This window comes from Nocardioides sp. NBC_00850 (genome assembly GCF_045207335.1).
In the GTDB taxonomy this organism is placed as follows: domain Bacteria; phylum Actinomycetota; class Actinomycetes; order Propionibacteriales; family Nocardioidaceae; genus Nocardioides.
Map to the genome: position 1 here is coordinate 3,399,625 of NZ_CP108845.1, position 18,205 is coordinate 3,417,829.

The following is an 18,205-nucleotide window of genomic DNA, read 5'->3' on the forward strand; positions in this document are numbered from 1 at the left end:
GCACTTCTCGGGTGTTGCAATGCCTGAGAAGTGCGGGGATACCCGGTTAACCGGGTATCCCGCCCGGGGCCTACGGGTTGTCGAGATCCCGAGCCTTGAACGTGTCGCAGCCGGCGATCGAGTCGGGGGTGGTCAGGCCCTTCCTGAACCAGGCGATCCGCTGCTCGGAGGAGCCGTGGGTGTACTGCGAGGTGTCCACGCGGCCGGTGGTCCGGGACTGGATGTGGTCGTCGCCGACGGTCTTGGCGGCCGAGATGCCCTCGGAGATGTCCTGGTCGGTGATGTCCTCGATGAACTCGTCGCTCTCCGCGGCGGCGGTCCACATGCCGGCGTAGCAGTCGGCCTGCAGCTCGAGGCGCACCGCGTCGGACTCGGGACCCTGCTGGGTGCGCACCTGGCCCATGGTGCCGAGCAGGTTCTGGATGTGGTGTCCGTACTCGTGGGCGAGCACGTAGGCGCGTACGAAGGTGGTGTCCTGCCCGCCGAGCTGCTCGAAGATCGAGTCGAAGAATGTCGGGTCGAGGTAGATCGTCTGGTCGGCCGGGCAGTAGAACGGGCCGACGGAGCTCGACGCGGAGCCGCAGCCGCCGGTCTGGACCTGGTCGGAGAAGATGACGACCGCCTGCTCGGGCTGGAACCGGCCGGCGAGGTCGCGCTGGGAGTCCCAGTAGCCGGTCATCGAGTTCTCGAGGGCGACGAAGGCGCAGTTCTCGTCGTTGTTGGCGTCCTCGCCGGTCTGGCACGACCCGAAGTCGCCGGTCTCGCCGCCGTCGGCCGCCTGCATGCCGCCGAAGGTGCCGGTGCCCACCGAGGTCGAGCCTCCGCTGTCGCCGAGGACCTGCGGGCCGACGCCGGTGCACTGGGTGATGAGGAAGAAGAGCAGCAGCACGATGACGGTGCCGATGCCGCCGCTCGCCTTGCCGCCGGGGATCGGGATCCGGCCGCCACCCCCACCGAACCCGCCACCGCCACCGCCGCCAGAGGTCCGGCTGGTGTCGAGTCTGGCCTTCGGGTTGAACCGCATCTTGTCCCCCTGGAGGTGGTGATGTGTGGGACCGAGTGCCCCGCCCATACACTAGTGACGGAGATGATCACTGCCCATGACCTAGAAGTCCGCGTCGGCGCCAGACTTTTGATGGAGAACGTCACATTCCGAGTCGGACCCGGCGACAAGGTCGGGCTCGTAGGCCGCAACGGCGCTGGGAAGACGACCCTGACGAAGGTGCTCGCCGGCGACCACTTGCCTGCCTCCGGAACGGTGTCCAACACCGGTGAGATCGGCTATCTGCCCCAGGACCCGCGGGTCGGCGATCCCGAGGTGATCGCCAAGGACCGCATCCTCTCCGCAAGAGGGCTCGATGATGCCGTACGCCGCATGCGGATCGCCGAGGAGGAGATGGGCTCCGAGGATCCGAACGTCCGCGAGAAGGCGATGAAGCGCTATCAGCGCGCCCACGACGAGCTCGACGCGGGCGGTGGCTACGCCGCCGAGACCGAGGCTCTGCAGATCGCCCAGTCGCTCGGCATCCCCGACCGGATCATGACCCAGCCGCTGAAGACGCTCTCCGGTGGTCAGCGACGCCGGGTCGAGCTGGCGCGCATTCTCTTCTCGTCGGCCGAGGTGCTCATCCTCGACGAGCCGACCAACCACCTCGATGCCGACTCGATCATCTGGCTGCGCGACTGGATGAAGTCCTACAAGGGTGGCTTCATCGTGATCTCCCACGACAACGACCTGCTCGCCCAGACGGTCAACAAGGTCTTCCACCTCGACGGCAACCGCGAGGTGATCGACATCTACAACATGCCGTGGAAGCAGTACCTGACCCAGCGCGAGACCGACGAGGCCCGTCGCAAGCGCGAGCTGATGAACGCGCAGAACAAGGCCAAGACGCTCACCGACCAGGCCAACAAGATGCGCGCCAAGGCCACCAAGGCGACCGCCGCGCAGAGCATGCTCAAGCGCGCCGAGAAGATCATGGCGGGCGTCGAGGGCGAGCGGCAGCAGGAGAAGGTCGCGGCGATCAAGTTCCCCTCACCCGCGCCGAGCGGCAAGACGCCGCTCACCGCCAACGACCTGTCGAAGTCGTACGGCGCGCTCGAGGTCTTCACCGCCGTCGACCTGGCGATCGACCGCGGGACCCGGGTGGTCATCCTCGGGCTCAACGGCGCCGGCAAGACCACGATGCTGCGCATCCTCGCCGGCGTCGACCAGCCCGACACCGGGCAGGTCGTGCCGGGTCACGGGCTCAAGGTCGGCTACTACGCCCAGGAGCACGAGACCCTCGACACCAAGCGGTCGGTGCTGCAGAACATGCAGTCCGCGGCGCCGCAGCTCACCGACACCGAGGCGCGCACCGTCCTGGGGGCGTTCCTCTTCAGCGGTGACGACGTGCACAAGCCGGCCGGGGTGCTCTCCGGTGGCGAGAAGACCCGGCTGGCGCTGGCCTCCCTGGTCGTCTCCGCCGCCAACGTGCTCCTGCTCGACGAGCCCACCAACAACCTCGACCCGGCCTCCCGCGAGGAGGTGCTCAACGCGATCCGCCGCTACGAGGGCGCGATCGTGCTGGTCACCCACGACGAGGGCGCCGTGCACGCGCTGGAGCCCGACAAGGTGCTCATCCTCCCTGACGGCGTCGAGGACCTGTGGAACGAGGAGTACGCCGACCTGGTCTCGCTCGCCTGACGCTCAGGTCAGCGTTCGGACGAACGTCACCGACATCGAGGTCGGGTAGCGGTAGGAGAGCGAGTCGGTGTTGCGCTCGACCTGGTCGGCCGGCACCGCGAGGGAGACCTCGGGGAGACGCTCCAGGACGGTGCGTACGGCCGCCTGGACGATGATGGTGCCGGGCCGCTGGGCGGGGCAGGAGTGGGGGCCTGCGCTCCACGACATGTGGGCGCGGTTGCCGATCTCCAGCCACGGGTCGCCGCCCGTCATCAGCGGGTCGACGTTGGCGGCCGCGATGCACGGCACCACGGCGTCGCCCTTACGGATCAGCTGACCGCCGAGCTCGACGTCGCGCAGCGCGAACCGCGGGGTGATGTTGTAGCAGGGTGGGTCGCGCCACATGACCTCCTCGATGGCCTGATCGACGTCGAGGCGGCCGCCGCGCAGCCGGCCGGCGAAACGCTCGTCGGAGAGCATCAGCAGCAGGGTCTGGGTGATGGTCGCGATGGTCAGCTCGTTGCCGGCGATGATCATCACGATCATCGCCTCCATGACCTCGTTGTCGTCCCACAGGCCCGGGTCGTCGATCAGGTGCGAGGTGACGTCGTCCTGGGGCTCCCTGCGGCGCTTGGCGATGTGGTCGACGATCTCCACGGCCAGCTCGATCACCCCCTCCTGGGCGAGCTGGCCGCCACCGAGGACCTTGTGGGCGGCCTTGCGCATCGAGTCGCCGACCTCGTGGCCCATGCCGAACATCGCGGCGACCGACAGCAGCGGGATCAGGACGGCGTAGTCCTGGACCAGATCGGCCTCGCCGCGCTCGAGCATGTCGTCGACGAGTTCGTTGCAGATGCTGCGTACCTTCGCGGCGTAGCCGTGCTCGTCGACCCGCGAGAGCGCCCGGTCGACCGGCGAGCGCAGCCGCCGGCGGAGCTCGCCGTCGTTGTGGAATGAGTTCTGCCGGGTGGTCACGAAGGGGTAGATCGGCATGTCCGGCAGGATCTTGCCCTCCTGCACCGCGCTCCAGTTGTCGCCGTTGCGGGAGAAGACCTCTTCGTTGCGGATGACCTCGCTGAACTCGGCGTAGCCCATCGCGAACCAGAGGCGTACGCCGGGGGAGAGCTCGCCGGGGGCGACCGGGCCCCACTCGGCCCGGAGCCGTTGATGCACCTCTCGCGCGCGGGGCCCGACGGTCTCGGGCGCCTGGACGAGGTCGGTGAGGTCGGCGAGACGTACGGTGCGGGTGGGAGTCATCGCGAGGAGTGCCTGTCGGTCGTAGATCGGGGGTCAGTGCGTCTTCAGGGCGTGGCGCACGAGCGCGGCGAGCGCTCGGGCGCAGGCGTTGCGGTTCTTGGCGTTGCACACCACGATCGGGGTCTCGTCATCGAGGTCGAGCGCCGTGCGGATCTGGTCGGGCTCGTAGTTCGGCGCGCCGGGGAACTGGTTGATCGCGACCACGAACGGCAGGGACGTACGCGTCTCGAGCTGGTCCAGCACCTCGAAGGAGTCGGCCAGCCGGCGGGTGTCGACCAGGACCAGGGCACCCGCGGCGCCCTCGGCGAGGCCGGACCACAGGTCCCAGAAGCGGCGCTGCCCAGGGGTGCCGAACAGGTAGAGCGCGATCTCGTCGGTCAGGGTGATCCGGCCGAAGTCCATCGCGACCGTGGTCGTCGTCTTCTCCGGCGTCGCCGCGACCTCGTCGATCCCCTCGCTGGCCTGGGTGATCGTCTCCTCGGTGCGCAGTGGCTCGATCTCGCTCACCGAGCCGATCAGCGTGGTCTTGCCGACTCCGAAGGAGCCGACCACCAGGATCTTGACCGACTCGACGACCGTCGGCGCCAGATAGTGCTGATCGCCTCGGGCTCCGCTTCGGCCGTGGCTGTCAGAGGTGGTTGAGAGCATGCAGGACCTTCTGGAGGGTTTCGCGGGAGGGGCCGGCGGGGGTGTCGCTGTCGGGACGTACGCCGATCAGGCCGGCGTCGATCATGTCCGAGGCGATCACCGCCAGGACGCTGACCGGCTGGCCGAGATGGACGGCCATCTCGGCCATGGAGATCACGCCGAGGCACTGGGAGAGGACCTCGCGCTCCTGACGGCCCACCGACGAGTCCGTGGCCGCCGGGCTGGTGTGGCCGATCAGGAGCGTCGCCGGCGTCAGCCGATGGGACGGGCGGGCACGACCGCCCGTCCGGACGTAGGACCGGATCGGGTGGTCGACGTAGTCGTCAGAAGCCTCGGGCATCGGCTCGGATCTGCTCAGATCGAGCGTCTCGGGGTGCTCATGGCGCGCTCCCCGAGCATCAGGACGGTCGCCTGCATCTGCTGAGCGACCAGCGCCGGGTCGATGCTCATCTCGGTGACCACCGCGAGCCGGGAGCCGTCGCCGGCGCCCCGGATGAACAGGAAGCCGCCGTTGAACTCGACCATCACCTGACGAGGGTGGGCGTCGGCGCCGAACTGGCGGCTGATCCCGTGACCGAGCGAGGTCAGCCCGGCGCACGCCGCGGCCAGCTTGTCGGCCTCCTCGCGAGGGGTGTGGCTCGTGCGGACCCGGACGAGCCCGTCGGCGGAGAGGACCACGACATGACGTACGCCGCGTACTCCCGCGACCAGCTCCAGCATCCAGCTGTTCTCATCGGTCATGGTTCCTCCAGTGGTTCTCGGATGCGGAATCGGTCTCCGCGGCGGTGCTGCCGTCCATGGGGTCGACGGCCTGGTGGGGGATGGTCGTGCCGGCCGCGGGTGTGGCCGGGGTGCTGAGGAAGCTGCTCATCCAGGCGCCCGCCTGCTCGGCGGTCGGCTCCGGGCGCGCGGGGACGGGCTGGCTCGCCGCGAGCTGCTGTCCGGTCGCGAAGCGCTGGCCGCGCTTCGAGCGGCGCTGCGGCAGGCCGTCGGAGGTGAACAGCGACGGCTCGCGCTGCTCGCTCTGCTCGTGGTCCGGGACGGGATCGGGTGCGTTCGGGATGCTGTGGACGGGCCAGGCCGGCGGGGTTGTTGATGGGGGTGGTGCCTTCGGCGCCTTCGTCAGGAGCGCGGCGGGGACCGGGGTCGAGGTCGGCGTACGCGGCGCGACGGGCTCGAGCGCGGCCGGGCTCAGCGGGGTGGTCATCGCCTCGGGGACAAGCACGGCGACCCGCAGGCCGCCGTGGACGGACTCGGTCAGGTCGACGCGGAACCCGTGGCGGCGTACGTAGGTGCCGACCACCGCCAGGCCGGTCTGCGGGATCTCGCCGAGGTCGTGCAGGCGGACCTGCCGGGTGCCCGAGGCGATCTCACGCATCCAGGCCAGGTTGGTCTCGTCCATGCCGACGCCCGCGTCGTCGATCTCGAGGGCCGCGCCGCGGCGTACGGAACGGATCGTGACCAGCACCTCCGTCGCCGGCGGCGAGGACTGGGTCGCATTGGCGAGGAGCTCGGCCACGAGGTGGATCAGCGGCTCGACGTACGCACCCTGGACCGCGACCGGCGGGTCACCCTCCACCCGCACCCGGCGGTAGGCCGTGATCCGGCCGGCCGCGCCACGTACGACGTCGGCGATCGCGAGCGGGTCACGCCAGTGCTGCCCGGGCTGCTCCCCGCATAGGGTGGCGATGCTCTGTGCCAGCCGCGCCTGCTGCGCCGCCGCATGGTCGACCCGCATCCCCGCCTCGAGCACGTCCGGCTCGGCCGGGAACTTGGCCACCATCCGCGTCGACTCCTCCTGGATCCGGTGCGCCGACGCCTGCACCTTGCGCGACAGCGACAGCACCGCCACCCGCATCCCGGCATCCCCACCCCTCCCTGCCGAGACGTCAGGTACGTCGGTCGAGACGTCACCTGCGTCGGCCGAAAGGTCAGGTACGTCGGCCGACACGTCACTCACGTCGGCCGAGGTGTCATCCGGTGCCGCCTCGGCCGACGTAAGTGACGCTTCGGCCTGGGCGCCGGACTCTTCGACCGACGGGGGTGACGCCTCGGCCAACCGGGGTGACGCCTCGGCAGGGGTGTCGTAGGCCATCGCGGTGAGCCACAGGGTGAGGGCGACGACGGGTACGCCGGCGAGGATCCACGGCCAGAACCACTGGTCACCGGAGGCGGTGACGAAGATGACGGGGGAGAGCGCGACGAAGAGGAGGATCGCGGTACTGCAGAACCATGGACCGGCTCGGTGGAGTCGGGCCAGGAGTGGTCGGGTCATGTCAGGGCACCTGGTGTGGGGGTGAACAGTCAGGGCATGAACCCGCGGGTTCAGGGCAGTCTGGACGAATCCTGATCCAGCCCCCGGAGACCGGCGCACACACGCGCTCCACTTCATACCACCAACAGAGCGCTTGGTCACCTACCTGAGGTGATTTTGACCATATTTCGACGAACCGTCCCGAGGCGGCCGAACGTGGCCGGGCGAACTAAGGTGACGGGGTGTCACAAATGGGTCCAGGCTTCGGTGCGAGCGGCGGGGCGATGGGCGGCGGCGGAATCATGCGCAACCTGCGTGCCGACCGGACGGTTCTCCAGCGCGGGCTGCCGAAGGGCACGCTGAAGCGCGTCATCTCCTACGCCGGGCCTCACCGGGCCCTGATCAGCGCGTTCCTGGTGTTCACTGTCTTCGACGCCGCGCTCGTGGTGGTGACCCCGCTGCTGACCCAGCGCCTCATCGACGACGGTGTGCTCAAGCAGAACGTCTCGCTGGTGGTCTGGCTGGCCGCGGCGATGGCGTTGGTGGCCGTGGTCGACATGTGCTTCGGGATCGTCTCGGGCTGGCTCTCGACCCGCATCGGCGAGGGACTCATCTTCGACCTGCGCACCCAGGTCTTCGGCCACGTCCAACGCCAGTCGCTGGCCTTCTTCACGCGGGCACAGACCGGCGCGCTGGTCAGCCGCCTGAACACCGACGTGCTCGGCGCGCAACGGGCCTTCACCTCGACCCTGTCCAACAGCGTCTCCAACCTGATCTCGCTGGTCGTGGTCGGTGCCGCGATGCTGGTGCTGTCGTGGCAGGTGACGCTGATGTGCGTCGCGCTGTTCCCGATCCTGTTCCTGACCTCGCGCTGGGTCGGGCGCCGGCTGGCCGGCCTGACCCGCGAGCAGATGGACGGCAACGCGGCGCTGGCGACGACGATGACCGAGCGGTTCAACGTCGGCGGGGCCCTGCTGCTCAAGCTCTTCGGCCGGCGCGAGGAGGAGGACGCCGCCTTCGCTGAGCGCGCCGATGTCGTACGCCGCCTGGGGATCCGGATCGCGCTGCTGACCCGGCTGTTCGGGGCGACCATGCAGGTGGTCCCGGCGCTGGCGACCGCGCTGGTCTACGGCGTCGGCGGCTGGATGGTGATCCAGGGCGACGTCACGCTCGGCACCCTGACCGCGCTCGGTCTGCTGCTGGTGAGGCTGCTGGGGCCGCTGCAGGCGCTCTCCAACGTACGCATCGACGTGATGACCGCGCTGGTCAGCTTCGACCGCGTCTTCGAGGTCCTCGACCTGCCCTCTCTGATCAAGGAGAAGCCGGACGCGGCCGAGGTGTCGGCCGACGCTGCGTCGGTGCGGTTCCGCCATGTCGCCTTCACCTACCCGCGTGCCGACGAGGTCTCGCTCGCCTCCCTGGAGACGATCGCGCGCCCGGAGAGTCGGGAGGTGCGCGAGGTGCTGTCCGACATCGACTTCGCGGCTGAACCGGGGGAGATGGTCGCCCTGGTCGGACCCTCCGGCGCCGGGAAGTCGACGATCACCCACCTGATCGCGCGGCTCTACGACGTACGCTCCGGCTCCGTCGAGGTCGGCGGCCTCGACGTGCGCGACGTGACCCTGGAGTCGCTCGAGGCCGCGGTCGGCTACGTGACCCAGGACACCCACATGTTCCACGACACCGTGCGCGGCAACCTGCTCTACGCCCGCCCCGGCGCCTCCGACGACGACATCTGGGCCGCTCTGGAGGCCGCCCAGGTCGCGGGCGTCATCAAGGGCCTCCCGGACGGCCTCGACACCGTCGTCGGCGACCGCGGCTACCGCCTCTCCGGCGGCGAGCGCCAGCGGCTCGCGATCGCCCGGCTGCTGCTGAAGGCGCCCCACATCGTCGTGCTCGACGAGGCCACCGCCCACCTCGACTCCGAGTCCGAGGCCGCGGTGCAGACCGCTCTGGACGCCGCGCTGGAGGGACGTACGTCCATCGTCATCGCCCACCGGCTCTCCACCATCCGCGCCGCCGACCGCATCCTGGTCGTCGAGGACGGACGAGTCGTCGAGTCCGGCACCCACGAGTCGCTGCTCGCCGCGGGCGGGCTCTACGCGGAGCTCTACGAGACGCAGTTCCGCCGTTAGGCGGTCAGCTCTTCTCGCTGCGTTCCTTCTCGTACGCCGCCAGGTAGGCCGCCTTCACGGCCTGCTTCTGGGCGAGCTTGGCGGCCTTCTTGCGGGCGCGCTCATCGACCTCGTCGTCGGTCGGCGTGTCATCGGCCTGGGCGGGCTCGTCCTGGCGCTGCGTACGTCGCTCGTCGTACATCAGGTAGAAGAACCCGGCGATGGCGAGGACGCCGAAGAACCACCACTGGAGGCCGTAGAAGAAGTGAGGACCGTTGTCGAGCTCGGGGAGGTCGGCCTGACGCAGTTGGGTGGCGGGTTCGGGGGACTCGGTGTCGAGGTGGAGCCAGCCGGTCAGGAGCGGCTCGTCGACCACCTTTGCGACCTGGGTCGAGGAAAGCGCGCGGGTGGCGTGGTAGCCATCGACCTGGGCGACGTCGGTGGAGTCGCCGGTGCCGTCGGCGCGCACCCAGCCGGTGATGGTGACCTCGCCCGTCGGCGGTGCGGGGATGTCGTCGAACTTCTCCTGGGTCTCGGTCTGCACCCAGCCGCGGTCGACCAGCAGCGCGGTGCCGTCGGCGAGCACCAGCGGGACGACGACGTCGACGCCCTTCGCGTCGTCCGGAGTGCGGTAGCGCCAGATGATCGTGTCGTCGACCGCGTACGTCCCGGTCGCCGTCACCCGCCGCCACTCGTCCTTCTCGGCGACCTCCTGACCCGGGGCCAGCACGTCGGAGACTGGCGCGGGCTCGGCGTGCTCGTTGACGCGGACGATCTGGTTGCTGGCCTTCCGGTCCTCGAGACGGTCGAACTGCCACTGGCCCAGCCACCAGGTCCCGTAGGCCAGGATCAGCACGAACACCGTGAAACCGGCCCAGCGTCGGCTGAGCAGGAAACGGAACGAACTCACCCTATGAGACTAACTGGCATGCGGTCCTCACTCACGATCCGGGTCGAGCCTGCCTAGACTGGTGTGATGACGACCTCCCCGACAGATCAGACCCAGCAGAGGCTCGTCGACCGGTTCGACCGGGTCGCGACGGATCTGCGGGTCTCTCTGACCGACCGCTGCAACCTGCGGTGCACCTATTGCATGCCGGCGGAAGGGCTCGACTGGCTGCCCGGTGACGAGGTGCTCACCGACGACGAGGTGGTGCGGCTGATCGGCGTCGCCACGGGTCGGCTCGGCGTACGCGAGGTGCGGTTCACCGGTGGGGAGCCGCTGGTGCGGCGAGGGCTGGTTTCGATCGTCGCGCGCACCCGCGAGGTCGCTCCCGATGCGGAGCTCTCGATCACCACGAACGCGCTGGGGCTGGCCAAGATGGCCGGGTCCCTCGCCGAGGCCGGGCTCGACCGGGTCAACGTGTCGCTGGACTCGATCCGGCCGGAGATCTTCGCTGAGATCACCCGCCGCGACCGGCTGGCCGATGTGGTCGCCGGGCTCGAGGCCGCAGCCGACGCCGGCCTGGGGCCGATCAAGATCAACGCGGTCCTGCTGCGGGGAGTCAACGATGACCAGGCGGCCGAGCTGCTCGGCTGGTCGGTCGAGTGTGGCTACGAGCTGCGGTTCATCGAGCAGATGCCTCTCGACGCCCAGCACGGGTGGTCGCGCGACAAGATGGTGACCGCCGACGAGACCCTCGCGGCGCTGTCGGCGGCCTTCGAGCTGACGCCCGCGGAGGAGCCCCGCGGCAGCGCCCCTGCCGAGCTCTTCCACGTCGACGGTGGCCCGGCCAAGGTCGGCATCATCGCCTCCGTCACCCGCCCCTTCTGTGGCGACTGCGACCGGGTGCGCCTCACGGCCGACGGGCAGGTGCGCGACTGCCTGTTCGCGCGCTCCGAGTCTGACCTGCGTACGCCACTTCGTGCCGGCGCCTCCGACGACGATCTCGCCGCCCGGTGGGTCACCGCCATGGCCGGCAAGCGCGCCGGCCACGGCATCGACGACCTCGGCTTCCTCCAGCCCGACCGCCCGATGAGCGCCATCGGCGGCTGACCACCAGCCGAGACGTCACCCGCGTCGGTCGAGTTGGCGCCGCGTTGACGCCTCGGTCAGCGGGAGTGACGCCTCGGCCGACGTACCTGACCTCTCGGCAGGTCAGGAACCGACGCGGTCGACGGCGTCCAGGACGAGGTCCCAGTAGCCCTCGACGTCGAGGGTGATCGCGACTTGGGCGTTGGGCGGCTCGTCGAGGCGCCCATGGAGGTCGACGACGGTGGCGCCGCGGGTCCAGCGGCCCGCGGTCTCGGCAGCGACGAACGACTTGTGCCAGGTGATCAGGCCGGGGTCGATGAGGGCCGCGATGGTGCATGGGTCGTGGACGGGGGGAGAGGCGAAGTCGAAGACGTCGGAGTAGGTGCCGCCGAAGAAGCCCATCAGGTCGGCGCATGCCCGGCCGACCGGATGATTCATGGCCCGCATCCGCGCGACGACCTCGGGAGTGGCCAGCGCCTGGTGGGACAGGTTGAGCCCGACCATCCGGATCGGGAGGCCACTGGTGAGGACGAGGTCGAGTGCCTCGGGGTCGGCGTAGGCGTTGAACTCGGCGGCCGGCGTGGTGTTGCCGCGCTCGGTCGAGCCGCCCATGAAGACGATCTCGGCGACCTTCGCACCGACCTCGGGATGGTCGCGCAGCAGCACCGCGACGTTGGTGATCGGTCCGGTGGCGACGACGGTGACGGGCTCGGGGGCAGCCAGAAGGGACGTACGCAGGAACTCGACCGCCCCCAGCGCGACCGGGGGAGCGAGCGGCTCGGGAAGGTCGGGACCGTCGATCCCCGTCGCGCCGTGGATGAAGTCGCCGATGTGGATCTCGCCGGCCAGCGGCCCGGCGGCACCGGTGGCGACCGGGACATCGGGCCGGCGCGCCAGCGCCAGGATCCGCTGGGCGTTGTAGGTCGCCTTCTCCACCCGGCAGTTGCCGAACGTGGTGGTGATGCCGAGCAGGTCGACGTGCGGACTGCCCAGCGCCAGCAGGATCGCGATGGCGTCGTCGTGGCCGGGGTCGCAGTCGAGGAGCACAGGGATCGGGTTCATCGCACGACCTCTCCGGGGGGACGGCTAGTGAGGGACGACGTCCTTGAGGAATCCGCGCGCTCCCAGGAAGTCGCTGAGCGACTCCTTGTGCGTCTCGCACGCGAGCCAGATCTTACGCCGATCGGCCGTGTGGATCTTCGGATTGTTCCACTGCAGCTCCCACGAACCGGCGTCCTGGCAGCCCTTGGCCGAGCACAGGTCGGAGTCGAGCGCGCCCATCAGTCCTCATCCTTCTCACGCAGCTGCTGCTCGCGTCCGCTGGTGAGCTGACGGGGGCCGTAGGGCGAGTCCATCAGGTTCATCTCGTCGCTCTTGGTGTTGGTCGCGTTGGCCATGACGACGGCGATGTAGGGCAGGATCAGCGCCCCCGCGATCAGGATCGGCCACAACCAGCCGATGCCGGCCAGACCGGCGATCACTGCACCGATGAAGCACAGCGAGCGGATCGACATCGAGATGGCGTAGCGCTTCTGGCGGATCGCGATGTCCTCGGCGCGGCTACGCCCGGCGGTGGTGATCCTGATCGGTTGCGCCTTGGACATACCGCCAGTCTAGGTCGTGGCCGATGGCATCCGGTCAATGGTGTGGTCCCAACAGGGGCGCTCCGATGGGCTTTGGATGGTTCTCACAAGCAAATCCAAGACATTGGTCGTACGCCGAAGTAATCGCTACCGTCGCGCCTGTGACTGACAGTGAAAACCCCACAAGGCAGAGTCCATCGCCTCGCTCGGTGCTTGTCACCGGCGGCAGCCGCGGCATCGGCCGGGCGATCGCCGAGGCCTTCGTGGCCAACGGCGACAACGTGGCCGTGACCTCCCGCAAGGGCGGGGCCCCGGAAGGCGCCCTGGACCTGGTGTGTGACATCACCGACCCGGCCGCCGTCGAGGAGGCGTACGCCGCCGCCGAGGCCGCCCACGGACCCGTCGAGGTCCTCGTCGCGAATGCCGGGATCACGAAGGACACCCTCGTGCTCCGGATGTCGGAGGAAGACTTCACCTCCGTGATCGACACCAACCTGACCGCGTCCTTCCGGCTCGCCAAGCGGGCTTCGAAGGGCATGCTGCGGCTGCGCCGCGGGCGGATCATCTTCATCTCCTCGGTCGTCGGGCTGATGGGCAACCCGGGCCAGGTCAACTACGCGGCGTCGAAGGCTGGGCTGGTCGGCATGGCGCGCTCGCTCGCGCGTGAGCTCGGCTCGCGGGGCATCACTGCCAACGTGGTCGCGCCGGGGTTCGTGGAGACCGAGATGACCGCGGTCCTCACCGATGAGCAGCAGAAGGCGATCACGGAACGGGTGCCGTTGGGGCGCTACGCGTCACCGGACGAGGTGGCCTCGGCCGTGACGTGGCTGGCTGATGCGGGTTATGTGACCGGGGCCGTGATCCCGGTCGACGGCGGACTTGGAATGGGGCACTGATCATGGGTTTGTTGGACGGCAAGACTGTTCTCGTCGCGGGGGTCACGATGGACTCCTCGATCGGCTTCGCGGTAGCCAAGGTGGCCCAGGAGCAGGGCGCCCGCGTCCTGATCTCCAACTTCGGCCGCGCGCTGTCGATCACCAAGCGGATCGCGAAGCGGCTCCCTGAGGAGCCGCCGGTCCTCGACCTCGACGTGACCAACCAGGAGCACCTCGACGGCCTCGCCGACGCGCTCCGGGCCGAGGGCGTCGAGCGGCTCGACGGCGTCGTGCACTCGATCGCGTACGGCAACCCCGAGACGCTCCTCGGCGGCAAGTTCCTCGACGGGCCCTGGGAGGACGTCTCCCAGGCGGTCCAGGTCAGCGCCTACTCGCTGAAGTCGCTCGCGATGGCGACCAGGCCGCTCCTGTCTCCGGGCTCGTCGATCGTGGGGCTGACCTTCGACGCGACGATCGCCTGGCCGGCGTACGACTGGATGGGTGTCGCCAAGGCCGCGCTCGAGTCGACCTCGCGCTACCTCGCCCGTGACCTCGGTCCCGACGGGATCCGCTGCAACCTCGTCTCCGCGGGGCCGCTCAAGACCCTCGCCGCCAAGGCGATCCCGGGCTTCGAGGAGCTCGACGAGGGCTGGGGCAGCCGCGCGCCGCTGGGCTGGGACAACACCGACCAGGGCCCGACCGCGAAGGCCGTCTGTGCGCTGATCTCGGACTTCTTCCCGGCGACCACCGGCGAGATCATCCATGTCGACGGGGGCTATCACTCGCTGGGTGCGTGAGGTCATAGGGTTGCCGCATGCGGACCCTTGTCATCATGCGGCACGCCAAGGCGGAGTCGTCGGCACCCACCGACTACGAGCGTCAGCTGACCGAACGCGGCCATGCCGACGCGGTCGCAGCGGGGGAGTGGTTGGCCGAGCAGGGCGTGGTCCCGGACTACGTGCTGGTCTCGGCGGCCGACCGCGCCACCCAGACCTGGGAGGACGTCGCGCTCGGTGCGTCGTGGGACCTGACGCTGGCGGAGTACGACCAGGGTCTGTACGCCGCCGGCACCTCCACCGCCCTCGACCTCATCCGCGGGATCGACGACGGCATCTCGACGGTCGTGGTGATCGGTCACAACCCGACCGTGTTCTCGCTCGTGCAGCTCCTGGACGACGGCGAGGGCGACGACGAGGCCGGTAACGAGCTCGCCCTCGGCTTCCCGACCTCCGCCGTCGCCGTACTCACCTACGACGGCGACTGGTCCGAGCTCGACGAGGCCGAGGCCTCCGTCACCGCCTTCCACGTCGCACGAGCCTGACCCCGCCGACTCGGCGGAGTTTCGGTCAGGACTCAGATGAGGGGCGGGGCGGGGGTGACGATGCCGGCTTCGGCGTCGGCGGCCTCGATCTCCTCGCGGGAGATCCCGAGGAGATACATGATCGTGTCGAGGTAGGGGACGTTGATGGCGGTCCCGGCGGCCGAACGTACTGCGGGCTTGGCGTTGTAGGCGATGCCGAGGCCGGCGGCGGCGAGCATGTCGAGGTCGTTGGCGCCGTCGCCGATGGCGACGGTGGCGGCCTCGGGGATGCCGATCTCGGCGGCGAACTCGCGAAGCGCGCGAGCCTTGCCGGCCCGGTCGACGACCTCGCCGACGACCTCACCGGTGAGCACGCCGTCGACGATCTCGAGCTCGTTGGCGCGGGCGTAGTGGATGCCGAGGTCGGCCGCCAACCGGTCGGTGATCTGCGAGAAGCCGCCCGAGACGATGGCGAAGCGGTAGCCGAGGCGGCGCAGGGTGCGGACCATCGTCCGCGCTCCCGGGTTGAGCTGCAGGCCGGCGTACACCTCGTCCAACGCGGTCGCGGGGACGCCCTTGAGGTACTTCACCCGCCCCCGGAGGGAGTCCTCGAAGTCGAGCTCGCCGCGCATGGCCGCCTCGGTGACCGAGGCGACCTCCTTCTCGTAGCCCGCGTGGGCGGCGATCATCTCGATCACCTCGCCGTCGATCAGCGTCGAGTCGACGTCCATGACGATCAGGCGCATGCCACGACGGACGAGGTTGGCGGGCTGCACCGCGATGTCGACGCCCTGGGCGGCGGCCTCGGCCGCCAGCGTGACGCGCAGCTCGTCGGGAGAGGCGCCGGAGACGTGCAGGTCGAAGGCGGTGACCGGGTAGCGGGCCAGCCGGATGATCCGGTCGATGTTGCCGCCGGCCGAGGCGATAGTGCGCGTCACCGACGCGAGCGCGGCGGCCTTCAGCGGCAGACCCAGCACCGTCACCCGGGCGCGATCGGACGGCTCGCGCGGGGTGTCGCCGACGCCCTCCTCGATCTCGACGGTCATGTCGAGGGCGTGGGCGGTCTCCTCGATCGCGTGCTTGAGCGCGTCGGTGCTCGCCGCGTCGGCCGGCGCGGTCACCAGGAGCCCGAGCACGAGCCGCGCCCGCAGCACGATCTGCTCCAGGTCGACCACGTCGACCCCTGCCAACGCGAGCGTCGCCAGGGTGGCCGAGGTCAGCCCGGGACGGTCGTTTCCGGCGAGGGTGATCAGCAGGGTGTCGGGACGGCGCTCGAGCGCGTCGAATTCCTCGGTCATCGCTGCAAAGGATAGTGGAGCCGAGGCCCGCGTCTCAGTTCGGCGGCCACACCTCGGGCGATCCCGCCGCGGTGAGCGCCCTCCGCGCGGCGCGGCCGAGGCCGACCAGCGCCTCCCGCCGCCGCAGCATCTCCGCGGCGGACACGGCGCCGCCCTCGTCCTCGAGCGCCACCGCGACGATCTCGCGGGCCTGTACGCCACGAGCAGCGAGCTCCACGCACCGCGGCGGCACTCCGGGAGCCCCGGCCAGCGAGGGCCGGTGGCGGAGGTTCATCAGCCGGTCGGCGACCTCGGGCCGCCACCGCGCGACGTCGAGCTCGGCGAGCGCTGTCGCGGACTCGGTCAGCGCGAGCCGGAGGGCCCGGTCGGCCTCGCCGACGTCGGGGAGCTGACGGCGCTCGGCCGGGTACGCCTGCCACTCGACGACCGCGCCGACCCGGACCGGCACGAGCCCGATCCCGGCGTCGCTCACCACCGCCTCAGCCGCCTCCATCGCGGCCGTGTTGAAGGCCCGGGGTCCGCCCAGCCCGACCGGGTCGCCCTCGGCAGGGAAAGCGACCCCGACACAGGTCGCCCCCTCCGTACGCAGCCGTCCCATCCCGCTGACGAATGTGTCCGCGACCCCGTCGGTGCCACCGAGCCCGAGCGCGGCGAGCCCGCTGACGGTGTGGGTCGCGTCGGGCCCGATCACCGCATCGAGCACCAGGTCGGTGACCGCCTCACCGCGCAGCCACGCCGTCACCCACCAGGCCAGGCGCAGGGCCTCGGGGGTGGTCTCGACCGACCCTGAATTCAGCTCCGCATCATCGACACTCACAGCCGCCTACCCTAACCCCGGGCCAGCCAACCCCTGCCGATAGATTTGCCGCCATGGCAGCCGTGCTGGAGTTCAACGACGTCACCGTACGCCGCGGGGGCAACGCCCTTCTCGACTCTGTGAGCTGGGTGGTCGAGGAGGATGAACGCTGGGTCATCCTCGGCCACAACGGCGCCGGCAAGACCACGCTGCTCCAGGCCGCTGCGGCCCAGCTCCACCCGACGTCGGGTGTCGTGAAGATCCTGGGCGAGCAGATCGGCCGCATCGACGTCTTCGAGCTGCGCCCGCGCATCGGCCTCACCTCCGCCGCGCTGGCCGACCGGATCCCGCGCCACGAGCTCGTCCGCGACGTCGTGGTGAGCGCCTCCTACGGCGTGGTGGGGCGCTGGCGTGAGCGCTACGACGACCTCGACCACGACCGTGCCCAGGCGCTGCTGATCGAGGTCGGCATCAAGCACCTCGGCGAGCGGAGGTTCGGCACGCTGTCCGAGGGCGAGCGCAAGCGGGTCCAGCTGGCCCGGGCACTGATGGTCGACCCCGAGATGCTGCTCCTCGACGAGCCCGCCGCCGGGCTCGACCTGGGCGGCCGCGAGGACCTCGTCTCGACGCTGTCGACGCTCGCCTACGACCCCGACAGCCCGGCCACCGTGCTCGTCTCCCACCACGTCGAGGAGATCCCGCCCGGCTTCAGCCATGTCCTGATGATGCGCTCCGGCCGGATCACCGCTCAGGGGCTCATCGAGGACACGCTGACCTCGGCCAACCTCTCCAAGACCTTCGGCATGCCGCTCGAGCTCGAGGCGAGCGATGGCCGTTTCTGGGCCAAGCGTCGCGCCCGCCACACCCGGTAGGCCCAACGTTAAGAAGTCGGTACCCAAACCTCCCCACAACGCGTGGCCCGTCTGGATAGGGTGACGCCCATGGACTGGCAGGACTGGGACTGGGCGATCTGGACGGCACTCGGAGCGCTGCTCGTCGTCGGAGAGCTCTTCAGCCTCGACCTGATCCTGCTGATGCTCGCCACCGGCGCCTTCGCGGGCGCGTTGACCGGCGCGTTCACCGACAGCTTCGTGATCCAGGCGATCGTTGCGCTGGCGGTCTCGGTCTCCATGCTCGCGGTCGTACGCCCGGGGCTGGCCAGGCGGCTCCACAACGGCCCGGAGATCCAGATCGGCGCGCAGAAGCTGATCGGCGTCCAGGCCATCACGCCGGTCGAGATCAGCGCCCACAAGCCTGGGCAGCTCAAGCTCGAGGGCGAGCTCTGGACCGCTCAGCCCTATGACGAGACGCTCGTGATCGCGGCCGGCACGCCGGTCGAGGTGCTCGAGATCAGAGGAGCGACGGCGTACGTCCATCCTCTTCCGGAGCTCGGGACTCCGTAGTTTCCGGGCAACCTGACGCACAACGAATAGACAAGGA

The 18,205-nt window shown here is 69.9% G+C and carries 20 protein-coding genes; 8 read left to right on the forward strand and 12 right to left on the reverse strand.

What is annotated here, in order from left to right:
- Positions 1-70: 70 nt before the first annotated feature.
- Positions 71-1,024 (reverse strand): neutral zinc metallopeptidase, encoded by a 954-nt coding sequence (locus OH802_RS16510; RefSeq protein WP_406020186.1) that lies wholly within the window; start codon positions 1,022-1,024, stop codon positions 71-73.
- Between the two features lie 63 nt (positions 1,025-1,087).
- Here OH802_RS16510 and OH802_RS16515 point away from each other — a divergent pair, with 63 nt between their 5' ends.
- A complete protein-coding gene (locus tag OH802_RS16515; RefSeq protein ID WP_378820726.1) occupies positions 1,088-2,686 on the forward strand; it encodes an ABC-F family ATP-binding cassette domain-containing protein in 1,599 nt (532 codons plus the stop codon).
- 3 nt (positions 2,687-2,689) lie between these two features.
- On the opposite strand, the gene OH802_RS16520 is transcribed toward OH802_RS16515, so the two are convergent.
- From OH802_RS16520 to OH802_RS16540, 5 genes are all read right to left on the reverse strand, one after another.
- Positions 2,690-3,922 carry a hypothetical protein gene (locus tag OH802_RS16520; protein ID WP_406020187.1) on the reverse strand — a complete coding sequence of 411 codons (1,233 nt, stop codon included), beginning with the start codon at positions 3,920-3,922 and terminating at the stop codon, positions 2,690-2,692.
- A 33-nt stretch (positions 3,923-3,955) separates the two neighbouring features.
- Positions 3,956-4,477 carry a GTP-binding protein gene (locus OH802_RS16525; protein WP_406029323.1) on the reverse strand — a complete coding sequence of 174 codons (522 nt, stop codon included), beginning with the start codon at positions 4,475-4,477 and terminating at the stop codon, positions 3,956-3,958.
- A 73-nt stretch (positions 4,478-4,550) separates the two neighbouring features.
- Positions 4,551-4,910 (reverse strand): DUF742 domain-containing protein, encoded by a 360-nt coding sequence (locus OH802_RS16530; protein WP_406020189.1) that lies wholly within the window; start codon positions 4,908-4,910, stop codon positions 4,551-4,553.
- 14 nt (positions 4,911-4,924) lie between these two features.
- The gene (locus OH802_RS16535) at positions 4,925-5,311 is read right to left on the reverse strand and encodes a roadblock/LC7 domain-containing protein (protein WP_160022665.1); all 387 of its coding nucleotides are present in this window, start codon (positions 5,309-5,311) and stop codon (positions 4,925-4,927) included.
- On the reverse strand, positions 5,301-6,845 hold the full coding sequence (locus OH802_RS16540; protein WP_406020191.1) for an ATP-binding protein: 1,545 nt from the start codon (positions 6,843-6,845) through the stop codon (positions 5,301-5,303). The genes OH802_RS16535 and OH802_RS16540 overlap by 11 nt, the downstream gene beginning before the upstream one ends.
- A gap of 230 nt (positions 6,846-7,075) precedes the next feature.
- On the opposite strand from OH802_RS16540, the gene OH802_RS16545 reads away from it, so the two are divergent.
- Positions 7,076-8,959: an ABC transporter ATP-binding protein gene (locus OH802_RS16545; protein ID WP_406020193.1), complete on the forward strand. Its 1,884-nt coding sequence runs from the start codon at positions 7,076-7,078 to the stop codon at positions 8,957-8,959.
- Between the two features lie 4 nt (positions 8,960-8,963).
- Here the strand turns inward: OH802_RS16545 and OH802_RS16550 are convergent, their stop codons facing one another.
- Entirely contained in the window at positions 8,964-9,848 is an 885-nt protein-coding gene (locus OH802_RS16550; RefSeq protein WP_406020195.1) for an SURF1 family protein, read from the reverse strand.
- Between the two features lie 66 nt (positions 9,849-9,914).
- Here OH802_RS16550 and moaA point away from each other — a divergent pair, with 66 nt between their 5' ends.
- On the forward strand, positions 9,915-10,934 hold the full coding sequence (moaA, locus tag OH802_RS16555; protein ID WP_406020197.1) for a GTP 3',8-cyclase MoaA: 1,020 nt from the start codon (positions 9,915-9,917) through the stop codon (positions 10,932-10,934).
- A 102-nt stretch (positions 10,935-11,036) separates the two neighbouring features.
- On the opposite strand, the gene OH802_RS16560 is transcribed toward moaA, so the two are convergent.
- Genes OH802_RS16560 through OH802_RS16570 form a run of 3 tightly spaced genes read right to left on the reverse strand, consistent with a single transcriptional unit; the run spans position 11,037 to position 12,517 of the window.
- Entirely contained in the window at positions 11,037-11,975 is a 939-nt protein-coding gene (locus OH802_RS16560; RefSeq protein ID WP_406020199.1) for a nucleoside hydrolase, read from the reverse strand.
- A gap of 24 nt (positions 11,976-11,999) precedes the next feature.
- Positions 12,000-12,194, reverse strand: coding sequence for an acetone carboxylase (locus OH802_RS16565; RefSeq protein WP_141805036.1), 195 nt, complete (start codon positions 12,192-12,194; stop codon positions 12,000-12,002).
- Positions 12,194-12,517: a DUF3099 domain-containing protein gene (locus tag OH802_RS16570; RefSeq protein ID WP_141805035.1), complete on the reverse strand. Its 324-nt coding sequence runs from the start codon at positions 12,515-12,517 to the stop codon at positions 12,194-12,196. The genes OH802_RS16565 and OH802_RS16570 overlap by 1 nt, the downstream gene beginning before the upstream one ends.
- A 140-nt stretch (positions 12,518-12,657) precedes the next feature.
- Here OH802_RS16570 and fabG point away from each other — a divergent pair, with 140 nt between their 5' ends.
- The 3 genes from fabG to OH802_RS16585 are packed head-to-tail and all read left to right on the forward strand — an operon-like array spanning position 12,658 to position 14,692.
- Complete coding sequence (gene fabG / locus OH802_RS16575) at positions 12,658-13,392, forward strand: 3-oxoacyl-ACP reductase FabG (RefSeq protein WP_406020202.1); 735 nt, start codon at positions 12,658-12,660, stop codon at positions 13,390-13,392.
- A 2-nt stretch (positions 13,393-13,394) separates the two neighbouring features.
- Positions 13,395-14,168: an enoyl-ACP reductase FabI gene (fabI, locus tag OH802_RS16580; protein WP_350658951.1), complete on the forward strand. Its 774-nt coding sequence runs from the start codon at positions 13,395-13,397 to the stop codon at positions 14,166-14,168.
- 17 nt (positions 14,169-14,185) lie between these two features.
- Positions 14,186-14,692 carry a SixA phosphatase family protein gene (locus OH802_RS16585; protein ID WP_406020205.1) on the forward strand — a complete coding sequence of 169 codons (507 nt, stop codon included), beginning with the start codon at positions 14,186-14,188 and terminating at the stop codon, positions 14,690-14,692.
- Between the two features lie 32 nt (positions 14,693-14,724).
- Here the strand turns inward: OH802_RS16585 and serB are convergent, their stop codons facing one another.
- Together serB and OH802_RS16595 are read right to left on the reverse strand one after the other, a co-directional pair.
- Entirely contained in the window at positions 14,725-15,969 is a 1,245-nt protein-coding gene (gene serB / locus OH802_RS16590; protein ID WP_355021359.1) for a phosphoserine phosphatase SerB, read from the reverse strand.
- A 34-nt stretch (positions 15,970-16,003) separates the two neighbouring features.
- Positions 16,004-16,786 (reverse strand): hypothetical protein, encoded by a 783-nt coding sequence (locus tag OH802_RS16595; RefSeq protein ID WP_406020207.1) that lies wholly within the window; start codon positions 16,784-16,786, stop codon positions 16,004-16,006.
- Positions 16,787-16,839: 53 nt separating this feature from the next.
- Between OH802_RS16595 and OH802_RS16600 the strand changes: the two genes are divergently transcribed.
- Together OH802_RS16600 and OH802_RS16605 are read left to right on the forward strand one after the other, a co-directional pair.
- The gene (locus OH802_RS16600) at positions 16,840-17,637 is read left to right on the forward strand and encodes an ABC transporter ATP-binding protein (RefSeq protein WP_406020209.1); all 798 of its coding nucleotides are present in this window, start codon (positions 16,840-16,842) and stop codon (positions 17,635-17,637) included.
- Between the two features lie 69 nt (positions 17,638-17,706).
- Positions 17,707-18,168 (forward strand): NfeD family protein, encoded by a 462-nt coding sequence (locus OH802_RS16605; RefSeq protein ID WP_406020211.1) that lies wholly within the window; start codon positions 17,707-17,709, stop codon positions 18,166-18,168.
- The last annotated feature ends 37 nt before the right edge of the window (positions 18,169-18,205 follow it).